The organism is Ruegeria sp. CDSC068 (genome assembly GCF_059610545.1).
Genome location: NZ_JBXWNV010000005.1, coordinates 269,401 through 280,595 on the forward strand (window position 1 = coordinate 269,401; position 11,195 = coordinate 280,595).

Genomic DNA, 11,195 nt, shown 5'->3' on the forward strand with positions numbered 1-11,195 from the left:
TCAGCGCCGATAGTCCTGCGCCAGCTTCGCAGGATCTGCCCCCAGAAAATACCGCGTCAGAGTCCACAGGTTCCGCCCTCCCCGACGCAACCAGCCCGCACGCTCATAGCGATCCGCGCTCGTAACTGCCCGGCTGGGCAGCAAAGTGATGCCGCGCAAACTGCGGACCAAAGCGACGTCCTCCATCAAGGGTTGATCAGGAAAGCCCCCCGCCTTTCGATACATCTCACTCGGGACCAACAGGCCCTGATCGCCATATGGCAGGCCAAAAAGACGACTGCGCAGATTGGCCCAACCCGCCACCCATGCCGGCGCAAAGCCTGACGCCCGAAACGCCAAGCGAAAAGCAGCCGGGGTTCCGGTGAAAAGATGGTCGCCTACAACCTTACCCCACCCCGCTTGCAAAACCGTGTCGGCATGCAAAACAAGCAGCCAGTCCCCTTTGGCTGCGGCGCATCCTCGGGCCAATTGCCCCCCGCGCGAAGGCGGCCCTGTCACGATCTCAGCCCCGGCCTCATCCGCAATCTTTAACGTCTGATCGGCCGACCCTCCGTCCGAGACGATCAATTCGCGGATCAGCCCCGCATGCAGGCCTTCCATCAAGGCTGCAAGGGTCGCGGGAAGGCTCCCGTCCGAATTCAGGGTCGGGATAACGATGCTAATCGGCGCAGGCACGGCGGAAACCCTCTGGTCATGGCAGCGGAAACCCCTATATCACGAGGTCCGAGGAAAAGACGAGGACAACCCAGATGCCCAACCGCCGTATATTGCGCCTGAGCGGCTCGGACACCGACAGCTTTCTTCAAGGGTTGATCACCAACGACATCGCAGGGTTGGACAATGGGCTGGTCTACGCCGCCCTGCTGACCCCACAAGGCAAATACCTGGCGGACTTCTTCCTGAAGCGCGAGGGTGACACGGTTTTGCTAGATGTTGCCGAAGGCCTTGCCGATGGATTTGCCAAACGGTTGGGCATGTACAAGCTGCGTGCAGATGTCAGCATCGAAGACAGCGGCCTGAGCCTGCAGCGCGGCACTGGCCCTGCGCCCGAAGCTGCCCTGCCCGACCCAAGGCACCCGGATATGGGCTGGCGGGCCTTTACAGCGGGTGCGGAAAGCGACAACGGTACAGATTGGGATGAAATCCGCGTGCGACACTGCATTCCGGAAACTGGAATCGAACTGACACCCGAAAGCTATATCCTTGAGGCCGGGTTCGAGGCGCTAAACGGCGTGGACTTCAAGAAAGGCTGTTATGTCGGGCAAGAAGTCACCGCGCGGATGAAACACAAGACTGAACTGCGCAAGGGTCTGCGCAGCGTTAGCGTCACTGGGTCTGCAGCGGTTGGAACTGCAATTACTTCTGGCGGAAAACCGGCCGGTACATTGTTCACCCAATCCAATGGTCGCGGGATCGCCTATTTGCGATTGGACCGCGTGGGTAACGACATGCAGGCCGGTGACGCCACCATACAGTTGGACACTTAACGTGTTGCCGAACCGGCACGGCTGAGCAACCGACTGAATTGGTGTGGTTTGAACATAGCCAACCGCGCTGTCACACTGGTTTGAAATCAGCAATCCGGATGCACGTATGTTCCAGCTATACAGGGCAATCTGGCGCGCCAGCGCCGGACGGCAGATCATCCTCATCGTTCTGTCCATTGCGATTGCGGGTCTGGCTGCAGTTCCGCTGGAGTTTCAGCGCGACATCATCAACCACCTGACCTCGGCCGATGTAAGCACGGACAGGCTGATCTACCTGGGTGTCGGAATGATGTCGGTCATCTTACTCAGCCTCGCCCTAAAGTGGCTTTTGAGCTATCGCGCAGGAACGTTGGGCGAAGATCTGATCCGCATGATCCGCCAAAGGCTGCTGCTGCGTGCCTCAGATATCAATGTCTCGGGCGAAACGATGCGCAAGGGCACGATGACCACGGCGATTTCAGCCGAGGCAGAAGAGCTGGGGAAATTCGCGGGCGGCGCTTTCTCGGACCCGGTCGTTCAGATCGGCACGTTGATCAGTGTGATCGGCTATATCTCGTCAACGCAACCTGGGCTGGGCATGATCGCCTTTTCGATGATCGTGCCGCAGATCATCATCGTGCTGGTATCCCAACGCAAGGTGAACGTGTTTGTCGCCGAACGTGTCCGGATTTTACGCGGAGCCAACGATAAGCTGAATGTCGAGCGGATCAACGAAATCGCGCGCGAGGTTGAGGCGCAGTTCGACGAGATCTACGAAACACGGCGCAAGATGTTCATCTGGAAACTTTCGGCCAAGTTTCTACTGAGCGTCATAAACGGAGCCGGAACAGTCGGTGTCCTGATGTTGGGCGGCTATTTGGTTCTGAACGGGAAAACGGATGTCGGCACCGTGGTCGCCGCCACAAGCGGCCTCAGCCGCATTCAGGGCCCCACGGCATTCCTGATCGCCTTTTACCGGCAGGTCAGCGCCAATCGCATCAAGTATGAACTGATGCTTGAACTGTTTGGCCCCAACCCCGAACGGTATCGCCAAATCAGACGGGGCAGCTGACAAATAAACCGCGCGGCACGGGTCCACGCGGTTTTTCTTTACTCTGGCAAACGCGTGGTTAGGCGCGTTCGGAATAATCCATGGTTTCGGTGTTCACCACGATCATCTCATCCTGACCGACGAATGGCGGCACCATGACTTTGACACCGTTGTCCAGAATGGCCGGTTTGAACGAATTCGCGGCGGTCTGACCTTTGACCACAGGCTCGGTCTCAACGATCTTGCAGGTCACTTTCTGAGGCACCGTGGCGTTCAGAGCCTCGCTTTCATAAAATTCGACAACAATTGTCATGCCGTCCTGCAGAAACGGGCGGCGTTCGCCCAGCAGTTCCGCAGGCAATTCGATCTGCTCATATGTCTCGGAATCCATGAAAACCAGCATGCCGTCAGATTCGTACAGAAACTGCTGGTCTTTCTGCTCAAGACGCACGCGTTCCACTTTGTCAGCCGAGCGGAACCGCTCGTTCAACTTCGAGCCATTACGCAGATTGCGCAGTTCGACCTGTGCAAAAGCACCGCCTTTACCGGGCTTTACGTGGTCAACTTTGACAGCGGCCCATAGCCCGCCGTTATGCTCAAGCACATTTCCGGGGCGAATTTCGTTCCCATTTATCTTGGGCATGACTTAAATCCTTCACAAACGGTTGATGCGTCAGTTCCCGCTCCTATATCTGGCGGGAACACACCTGACAAGATGACGAGACTTAGTGCTGCACCTGCAGCAAGCTATGCAAATGACGCAACGCAACTATGCATTTTAAGTGTATCCGAATCGCACTTAATCGGTCATAAGAACCGTCACGCCGAAAATGCAAGAGCAAGAACAACAAGGAAGACGAGATGAGAGATTTCGTTGACGGCACTGCCTTTAACAACGAGCAAGGCAATCGTGCACGCAAACTTTTCGCGGCTGTCGTACTGGCTGCGCTGGATGATGCTATTGCCGATGACAAAAAATATGGCAATGGTCCGGAACAAATCGCCCGGTGGGCGCGCTCTCGTGATGGTCGCGAGGTCCTGTCCTGCGCGGGTATCGACCCGAATGAGCGCGTTGTTGGCGGACTGATGGAGTTCGTTGGACGTGGTGTGCGCACCTCGGTTGCGCTGTCGCGTGAAGAAAGCGAACGTCGCAACGCGGCCCAACAAGCAGAAGCCGCCTGATCCAAGGTGACTTTCGCATGAAAAAGCGCGCTCCCTAGCTGGGAGCGCGCTTTTCTTATTCTTATGCCATCAATCAAAAGAACAACAGCCACTGCCGCGCGACCCACAGTTCGGCCATCAGCAGCAGGGCAAAGAACGCTTTCGCCCAGATGGACAAGCCGCGACGCCACAAAATGGCGTAACACGTGACACAAAGCACGGCCGAAATTGGCGCCACCCATAAGGCGTGATGCGTGCTGTCCCAATAGCTGACGGGGCTGTGAAACACCCAATCGCTGATTGGCCAAAACTGTGGCCGCCCGTCCCCGGCATGCAACAGAAAATCCATCGAAAGATGCAGCAACCCGGCGGACGTCCCAACGGTCCAGACCTTCCAGCGCATCCATACCCCGACAAGCAAGGCACCCCCCCAAAGGACAAAGGAATTGTCGATAGCAAACACGGTCTGCCAGCCGTCGGAAAAATAAAGCTGGTCGAAGACCACGCTTGCGGGAATCCCAAGTACGTAAAGGGACGTGCCCGTCATCAGGTAAAGCGACAGGTCCGGCAATAGCGAACCCAACAGAGCCGCCCACAGGATACGTCCCTGGGCTGGGCGGGCAAAGGCGGCAGCTCCGATCAAAAGATGCGCTGGCGTGTTCAACTTTGGCTTTTCCTTTGCCCGCAAATCAGGTCATCTGCGCGTCAACATAGGAGACAGGCCATGGTTCGGTCCATCATGATTCAGGGCACCGGCAGCAATGTCGGGAAATCGGTTCTAGTGGCCGGTCTGGCGCGGGCTTTCACCCGGCGCGGGTTACGTGTTGCACCGTTCAAACCACAGAACATGTCGAACAATGCCGCCGTCACCGAAAATGGCGGCGAGATAGGGCGCGCACAGGCTTTGCAAGCGCTGGCGGCGGGGCGTGCGACGCATACAGACATGAACCCGATTCTGCTGAAGCCGGAAACCGACACTGGTGCTCAGATCATCGTACAAGGCCAACGCGCAGGCACGATGAAAGCGGGCGATTACCGCAAGGATAAATCCAAACTGCTGGGCGCAGCGCTTGAAAGCTTTGACCGCTTGTGCAGCGACGCGGATCTTGTCCTGATCGAAGGCGCGGGCAGCCCGGCCGAAGTCAACCTGCGCAAGGGTGACATCGCCAATATGGGATTTGCGCGCGCTGCAGGCGTACCCGTTATTCTGGTGGGTGACATTCACCGCGGGGGTGTCATTGCCCAGATCGTAGGCACCCAGGCGGTATTGGATGCAGGTGATCTTGATATGATCCGGGGTTTTGCCGTCAATCGGTTCAAGGGCGACGTATCCCTTTTCGATGATGGTCGCGATGAAATCGCTGCGCGTACCGGATGGCCCTGTCTGGGCGTCGTTCCCTGGTTCCATGATGCGTGGAAACTGCCAGCCGAGGATATGATGGATATCCGGTCCCACTCTGGCGGGGCCTGCAAGGTGGTTGTTCCGCAGTTAGAACGCATGGCAAATTTTGACGACCTCGACCCTTTGTCTGCCGAACCCGGTGTCTCGGTCGAGATCGTGCCAGCAGGACGCCCCCTGCCCGGTGATGCCGATTTGGTACTGCTGCCCGGCAGCAAATCCACCATTGGCGATCTGGCTTATTTCCGGGCTCAGGGCTGGGATATCGACCTATATGCCCATGTCCGCCGGGGCGGCCATGTTCTGGGCCTGTGCGGCGGCTATCAAATGCTGGGCAAGACAATCGCTGATCCGGATGGCGTCGACGGACAACCGGGAACTGTTGAAGCGTTAGGCCTGCTGGATGTTGAGACCGTGATGGCAGGGAAGAAACAGGTAACGCTCACTTCGGCCCGCGCCCTTAACGGAGGAGAACCGGTGTCGGGCTACGAAATCCACATGGGCCGTACCGAAGGCCCTGATTGCGCCCGCGCTTGGCTAGAGGTCGAGGGGCGACCAGAAGGTGCTGCAAACGCCTCTGGTCGTATCCGCGGTAGTTACCTGCACGGTATCTTCAGTTCGGACGCATTCCGCGCGACTTACCTGTCGCGATTGGGCGTGACCTCGGACCTGGCCTATGAAGACGGGGTCGAAGATACGTTGAACGCGCTGGCCGACCACCTTGAACAAAATATGGATCTGGACCGCCTTCTGGCGCTTGCAGAAACGCCCAAAAGCGTCTGAGTGTTACTCGAGGTCCTGCTCGGCCAGGGCTTTGTAGATTTCGCGCCGGACCATCTTACGGACGTTGCGGGTGATACGTTCGCCCAAAACACCCTGCAATTCTTCACGGACAACCTCAGCGATCATTTTGCGCAATGCGTCTTCGCTAATACCAGCTATCGCTGAATCTTCCGCTGCTGCTTCGACTGGGTGAACAGGTGGTGCGGTGATCACCTCGGGGTCGCGAACGAAAGTTGCCTTGGTCGTCGCGACAGCTTCTTTGGCCTTTGCCTGAGTGGGTTCGGCTTTCTTTCCCTCGGTATCCGTAAATTCTTTGCGCGCGCTGAATTCAAGGGCCTTCGCCGGAGTACCGGAGTACTCGTCTTCGCTTTCGCCATCCGGCTCCCACTGGTCCTCAGTGCGTGCAATCGCCGCTTCTAGGGCTTCGATCTTTGCGCTCAGACTGTTGGTCGGGTTTTTGGGCGGCTCTGGCGCGGCCTGTTCTTTGTTGGCGGGGTCTTCACGATTAACGATGTCGCACGCGCGCAGAAGCATCGGCTTGACCGACGCGTCGGCCGTGTAGCCTGCTTTGACCTCTGCTTCATTCTCCGGGCCGTCCTGAATGCTGGACGTTCCGCCGACTCGCAATGCATCGGTAAGTACCAATCGCCCGGGCTTGCGGGCGATTGAAGGCGCCGACTCCGAGGTTTGCTCACCTCTTTCACCGACTAGCCGTTTGATCGAGGACAGCACGTCCTCTACTCTGCCGTTCACGACTTTTTCCGTCATTGTTCTCTACCGCTCTATCCTCAGGATTGAGTGTAGCCAAACAAACCGGTCGTCACAACAGATAGTATTGGCCCTTAGTCGCGACGCAACGCTTTGAGAACGCGATCCAGGTCCTTGCTTTGTCTGCTGACCTGAGCCGGCGCTTTCTTGACCAGGTTATAGTACAGCGTCGGATCATAGATCTGCACGGCCAGTCCCAAACGTTCGGCGGTCAACAGGCCCTGTGCCTGCACTAACTGGTATGCGGCCCGCGATCGCTCGATCCGCGATGCAACCTCGGCCAGTTGCGCGTCCAGCAAATCCTGCTGTGCGTTCAGAACATCCAGCGTGGTCCGGGCACCCAAAGTAGCTTCTTCGCGGATACCATCAAATGCCACCTGCGATGCGCGCACCCGTTCGGTCGACGCCCGCAAACTTGCTGACGCGGCTTGGAAACGGGCGTAGGCATCTGTCACACCCTGAGTGATATCTTTCTGCACATTCAACAGGTTGGCGCGCGATGCATCCCGTGTAGCCATGGCGCGGCGCACGCTTGCGGCCAAACGGCCACCAGCGTAAATCGGCTGACTGAAGTTCAGCGAAACACTGCCGTCTTCGATATTGTCATCGTTGTCATAGGTCTCAGTGATACCGGCGTCGGCGTTCAGGCTGACATTCGGACCCAGGTTGGCGCGCTGTTGCGCAACGATCAGGTCGAAGGCACGCACCTGATGCTGTGCCGAAAGAATGGCGGGGTGGTTTCGCTGCGCCAGGCTGACGGCCTGCGGTTCCGAGCTTGGCAGATTTGGCAGGCTCGGTTGACCAGCTGTGCGTCCGGGCGATTTGCCAACGGCATTCACGTATTCCGCCCGCGCCGTGTCGAGGTTACCGCGTGCAACGGCCAGATCAGCTTGCGAGCTTGCAAGCTGGGCTTGTGACAGCGCAACGTCCGTACGCGTGACTTCGCCAACATCAAACCGGTCCTGCGATGCGCGCAGTTCCTCTGCCGATACATCGACGTTGTTCAGGCGGATCTGTACGGTTTCTTCCTGCAGCAGCACTTCAAGATACGCATTGGCACCGCGGAACAAAACCTGCTGTTCGATATCAACAAGGGTCTGCCTGGTCGACAGCACCGTTTCTTGCGCCGATTGCTTGCCCAGAACAGCGGCCCCACCATCGTAGAGCAGTTGGCTGAGGGTCAGCCCCGTAAAGAAGTTGTTCGGGTCGGTTCTTGTCACCACATCGCTGACGTTGCGACGGTTATAGTTGCTGCTAATCGCGACCGTCCAGTTGATGATCGGTCGAAGCGCTGACAATGCAATTGCCACGTCTTCGTCCGCCGCACGCAACAATGCGCGGTTCTGTTCCAGCAACCCGCTGGTATTGTACGCGCCAATGAATGCGTCAGTAATATTGTCGGCCCAAACGGCCCGTCCCGGTACAAAGCTAAGTGCGACCCCCGCAGTCAGCGCCAGCGCCTTGACCAGCTTTCCTCCCGCCATAGAACTCATAACGAAATCCTCTCAAATCAAAATTACGCTGCTCTGCCGACAGTTTGCGCGTTTGTGTTCAACTAATCAAGGCGGCAGAACAATCCGCCATAAAACTATAGCGAAAATACACGGTTCGTGGAAAATGCCTGCAAAATCGGTGCATTGGCATTAAACGCGTCCCGCCAGGTCACCCGATCCCCAGATTTATGGCCGATACGGACGATCCCCAGTGCACCTTGGACAAAAAGGCACGCAATTCGCCCATGGTCCTTAAGTTGCGCGATCAACGCATCCGGAACCTGTTCCACACCACCCTGGACCATAATCACGTCATAGGGCCCATGTTCGGGGGCACCTTGCTCAAGCGGGCCGACATGGACAATCGCATTGTCAGCCTCCGCCTCCATCAGGATAGACTGAGATTCGGCCGCCAGATTTTCATCTTCCTCTACGGCAACAACCAGCTGTGCCATGCGCGCGGCGACTGCCGTCGAATACCCCAAGGCCGGAGCAATATCCAAAACCGACTCGTCGTTCGAAATGTTCAATATGTCCAGAATCTTAGCCAGGGTCCGCGGCTCCAACATGCAGCGCCCATCACCCAGTTCGATCAATCCCTCGACATATGCCGCTTCGCGCTGCGCGTCCGGCACGAAATTCTCGCGCTTGACGGTCAGCATCGCGTCTATGATGGGAAACTTCGTGACATCAGAAGGACGTATCTGCGTATCGACCATCGTCCGGCGGCGGGCTGCGAAATCTGTCATTGGATCGCTCATCTTGCTCCCTTGGGTGATTGAGTTCTGCCACATCCTTGAAAAACCGGCAACGGCCCAGACACGGAAACTTTCCAATCTTCACAAGATACAACGTCGCAACCAAAGACTAAGTTGGCACCCGGCCCTGAAATTTGCGCTCCCCCCTCTGGACGCTCCTGTCGAAAGCTGCTAAAACGCCGATCACACCACGGCAAGTATTTGATTTTACTTGAAAAGGCGAGTTGGCGGAGTGGTGACGCAGCGGATTGCAAATCCGTGTACACCGGTTCGATTCCGGTACTCGCCTCCATTTATTTCCAAGCACTTAGCTTTCTGCGCTGCTTTCGCAATTTCGGACGCCTAAAGTTCAGTATCAGATGCATGTTGCGATTGCGGGTCCAGCGATTCCATTTACACAACCGCACTACTTGATTGCCAAACTGAGAAGTGCTGAATCATCTGCGACGGCCGGGCTGAATTGCGCCTCGCTGCGTGATCAGATCGCATCGGATGCCGCTGACTGACTTCGGCAAGTCGCTTTTCTGACGTAGCGGGTTTTCAAACCCCAGTCGTGCTTGACAAGCCCCCTGCTCGTGCCGCATGTCGCATGCGTTGGTGTCCATCCCCGGATGGATGAAAAGGGAATGTGCCAGCGGTTATTCCGCCAAGCACAGCCGCCCCCGCGACCGTGACCGGAGAGGGTGCCCAAAGCCACTGGCCTAATAGGCCGGGAAGGCGGGACATCCGACAGAGGCCCGCCTCTGACATCCGCAAGCCGGGAGACCTGCCAGCACCCGAAGTTGAAACCGGGCGGGGTGTTCCGGTGTCGGGTCCATGTGCAGACGCGTGGCCCGCATGAAACCCCGTCCCCCGTATAAAGGATGAGGGGGATGAGAGACGTGACCGAGACCGCACCAGTCGAGTTGCTGGTCTGCACGACATGTCGCCGTGGGTTACCTATCGAAGATGACGCCCAGCGACCCGGCACTTTGCTGCATAAAGCACTTGAACAGGCTGGCTTGCCGGACGGCGTCGACCTGAAACCGGTGGAATGTCTGTCGAACTGTGATCAGGGATGCTCGATCGTTTTGCGTGGCGGCCCATCCCGATGGACCTTCGTTTATGAAAACCTCGACGAGACCGACCATGTCGAGACCATCGTTGAAGGCGTCACCAAGTATCTGGCCGCTGAAGACGGTCTGGTGAAATGGCGCGAGCGCCCCGAACATTTCCGCAAAAACTGTGCGGCCCGCATTCCCCCGATTGGAGCCCTGAAATGAGCAACCTTGAAAAACTCCCCGTCACTGTGATCACCGGCTTTCTGGGCTCGGGCAAAACTACGCTGGTAAAGCACCTGATGCAGAATCCGCAGGGCAAGCGCCTGGCCGTTATCGTCAACGAATTTGGTGATGTGGGTGTGGATGGCGATATCCTGAAATCCTGCGCCATTCCGGATTGCCCGGCGGAAAACATCATGGAACTTGCCAATGGCTGCATCTGCTGCACCGTAGCCGATGATTTCATCCCGACCATTGAGGCGCTGATGGCGCTGGAGCCGCGCCCCGATCACATCCTGATCGAAACGTCCGGTCTTGCCCTGCCCAAACCGCTGCTCAAGGCGTTTGATTGGCCCGATATCCGCTCGAAAATCACCGTTGATGGTGTGATCGCTCTGGCGGACGCCGAGGCCGTCGCCGCTGGGCGTTTCGCACCAAATGTCGAAGCCGTGGACGCCCAGCGCCTGGCTGACGACTCGATCGACCACGAAACGCCCCTGTCTGAGGTGTTTGAGGACCAGATCTCGTGCGCCGACATCATCCTGCTGACAAAACCAGATCTGGCCGGTCCGGAAGGCGTTGCCAAAGCCAAAGAGGTCATCGCGGCTGAGGCTCCGCGCCCGCTGCCCGTGGTCGAGGTTGCCGAAGGCGCCGTTGACGTGCGTGTCGTGCTGGGCCTCGAAGCCGCCGCCGAGGATGACATGGATGCGCGCCCGTCGCATCACGACGGCCACCACGACCACGAACACGACGATTTCGAAAGCATCATCGTCGAGTTGCCCGAACAGACCGACCCGGCGGAACTGGTCGCCAATATCGAACGTCTGGCCAATAACCTGAACATTCTGCGCGTCAAAGGCTATGCCGCCGTTCAGGGCAAACCTATGCGTCTGCTGGTGCAGGCCGTTGGTGCCCGCGTACGTCACCAGTATGACCGGCCGTGGGAGCCCGGCGAAGAGCGCCGCTCGCGCCTGGTGGTCATTGCCGAGCATGACGACATCAATGAGGCCGCAATCCGCGATATCCTCGTGGGTGTGACCGAGGCCGCCGAGTAAGC

12 protein-coding genes, 1 tRNA gene and 1 riboswitch are annotated in these 11,195 nt (G+C 57.8%); of the genes, 7 read left to right on the forward strand and 6 right to left on the reverse strand.

All coding sequences use genetic code 11. The features are described 5' to 3' along the window. A complete protein-coding gene (locus AC2FID_RS12720) occupies positions 1-675 on the reverse strand; it encodes a TIGR04283 family arsenosugar biosynthesis glycosyltransferase (protein WP_282119899.1) in 675 nt (224 codons plus the stop codon). A 74-nt stretch (positions 676-749) separates the two neighbouring features. Between AC2FID_RS12720 and ygfZ the strand changes: the two genes are divergently transcribed. Further along, on the forward strand, positions 750-1,487 hold the full coding sequence (gene ygfZ, locus AC2FID_RS12725; RefSeq protein ID WP_496837119.1) for a CAF17-like 4Fe-4S cluster assembly/insertion protein YgfZ: 738 nt from the start codon (positions 750-752) through the stop codon (positions 1,485-1,487). A 106-nt stretch (positions 1,488-1,593) separates the two neighbouring features. Further along, the gene (locus tag AC2FID_RS12730; protein ID WP_282153716.1) at positions 1,594-2,538 is read left to right on the forward strand and encodes an ABC transporter transmembrane domain-containing protein; all 945 of its coding nucleotides are present in this window, start codon (positions 1,594-1,596) and stop codon (positions 2,536-2,538) included. Between the two features lie 58 nt (positions 2,539-2,596). On the opposite strand, the gene efp is transcribed toward AC2FID_RS12730, so the two are convergent. Beyond that, entirely contained in the window at positions 2,597-3,160 is a 564-nt protein-coding gene (gene efp / locus AC2FID_RS12735) for an elongation factor P (protein ID WP_058274164.1), read from the reverse strand. A 218-nt stretch (positions 3,161-3,378) separates the two neighbouring features. Here efp and AC2FID_RS12740 point away from each other — a divergent pair, with 218 nt between their 5' ends. Further along, positions 3,379-3,699, forward strand: a complete 321-nt coding sequence (locus tag AC2FID_RS12740) for a DUF6280 family protein (RefSeq protein WP_008757056.1) — start codon at positions 3,379-3,381, stop codon at positions 3,697-3,699. Between the two features lie 73 nt (positions 3,700-3,772). On the opposite strand, the gene AC2FID_RS12745 is transcribed toward AC2FID_RS12740, so the two are convergent. Further along, positions 3,773-4,342, reverse strand: coding sequence for a cobalamin biosynthesis protein CobQ (locus tag AC2FID_RS12745; RefSeq protein WP_496837122.1), 570 nt, complete (start codon positions 4,340-4,342; stop codon positions 3,773-3,775). A 60-nt stretch (positions 4,343-4,402) separates the two neighbouring features. On the opposite strand from AC2FID_RS12745, the gene AC2FID_RS12750 reads away from it, so the two are divergent. Continuing rightward, a complete protein-coding gene (locus tag AC2FID_RS12750) occupies positions 4,403-5,860 on the forward strand; it encodes a cobyric acid synthase (RefSeq protein WP_496837124.1) in 1,458 nt (485 codons plus the stop codon). Between the two features lie 3 nt (positions 5,861-5,863). Here AC2FID_RS12750 and AC2FID_RS12755 read toward each other — a convergent pair whose 3' ends face one another. From AC2FID_RS12755 to AC2FID_RS12765, 3 genes are all read right to left on the reverse strand, one after another. Further along, positions 5,864-6,628: a hypothetical protein gene (locus tag AC2FID_RS12755; protein WP_496754643.1), complete on the reverse strand. Its 765-nt coding sequence runs from the start codon at positions 6,626-6,628 to the stop codon at positions 5,864-5,866. A gap of 74 nt (positions 6,629-6,702) precedes the next feature. Continuing rightward, positions 6,703-8,121, reverse strand: a complete 1,419-nt coding sequence (locus AC2FID_RS12760) for a TolC family outer membrane protein (protein WP_282119905.1) — start codon at positions 8,119-8,121, stop codon at positions 6,703-6,705. A gap of 95 nt (positions 8,122-8,216) precedes the next feature. Beyond that, positions 8,217-8,870: a protein-L-isoaspartate O-methyltransferase family protein gene (locus tag AC2FID_RS12765; RefSeq protein WP_282119906.1), complete on the reverse strand. Its 654-nt coding sequence runs from the start codon at positions 8,868-8,870 to the stop codon at positions 8,217-8,219. Positions 8,871-9,097: 227 nt separating this feature from the next. On the opposite strand from AC2FID_RS12765, the gene AC2FID_RS12770 reads away from it, so the two are divergent. The 3 genes from AC2FID_RS12770 (at position 9,098) to cobW (ending at position 11,193) form a co-directional block, all read left to right on the forward strand. Beyond that, positions 9,098-9,171, forward strand: a tRNA-Cys gene (locus AC2FID_RS12770). A 286-nt stretch (positions 9,172-9,457) separates the two neighbouring features. Next, a riboswitch (cobalamin riboswitch) is annotated at positions 9,458-9,667 on the forward strand. 84 nt (positions 9,668-9,751) lie between these two features. After that, positions 9,752-10,141 carry a DUF1636 family protein gene (locus AC2FID_RS12775; RefSeq protein ID WP_058274172.1) on the forward strand — a complete coding sequence of 130 codons (390 nt, stop codon included), beginning with the start codon at positions 9,752-9,754 and terminating at the stop codon, positions 10,139-10,141. Next, positions 10,138-11,193, forward strand: coding sequence for a cobalamin biosynthesis protein CobW (gene cobW, locus AC2FID_RS12780; RefSeq protein WP_496837127.1), 1,056 nt, complete (start codon positions 10,138-10,140; stop codon positions 11,191-11,193). Before AC2FID_RS12775 ends, cobW begins: the two co-directional genes overlap by 4 nt. The last annotated feature ends 2 nt before the right edge of the window (positions 11,194-11,195 follow it).

Excerpts from the sequence above, each read along its gene's own strand:
- AC2FID_RS12755 (WP_496754643.1), bottom strand. The coding sequence starts at position 6,628 with ATGACGGAAAAAGTCGTGAACGGCAGAGTAGAGGACGTGCTGTCCTCG.
- AC2FID_RS12760 (WP_282119905.1), bottom strand. The coding sequence starts at position 8,121 with ATGAGTTCTATGGCGGGAGGAAAGCTGGTCAAGGCGCTGGCGCTGACT.
- cobW (WP_496837127.1), top strand. The coding sequence starts at position 10,138 with ATGAGCAACCTTGAAAAACTCCCCGTCACTGTGATCACCGGCTTTCTG.
- efp (WP_058274164.1), bottom strand. The coding sequence starts at position 3,160 with ATGCCCAAGATAAATGGGAACGAAATTCGCCCCGGAAATGTGCTTGAG.
- ygfZ (WP_496837119.1), top strand. The coding sequence starts at position 750 with ATGCCCAACCGCCGTATATTGCGCCTGAGCGGCTCGGACACCGACAGC.
- AC2FID_RS12750 (WP_496837124.1), top strand. The coding sequence starts at position 4,403 with ATGGTTCGGTCCATCATGATTCAGGGCACCGGCAGCAATGTCGGGAAA.
- AC2FID_RS12730 (WP_282153716.1), top strand. The coding sequence starts at position 1,594 with ATGTTCCAGCTATACAGGGCAATCTGGCGCGCCAGCGCCGGACGGCAG.
- AC2FID_RS12765 (WP_282119906.1), bottom strand. The coding sequence starts at position 8,870 with ATGACAGATTTCGCAGCCCGCCGCCGGACGATGGTCGATACGCAGATA.
- AC2FID_RS12775 (WP_058274172.1), top strand. The coding sequence starts at position 9,752 with ATGAGAGACGTGACCGAGACCGCACCAGTCGAGTTGCTGGTCTGCACG.
- AC2FID_RS12740 (WP_008757056.1), top strand. The coding sequence starts at position 3,379 with ATGAGAGATTTCGTTGACGGCACTGCCTTTAACAACGAGCAAGGCAAT.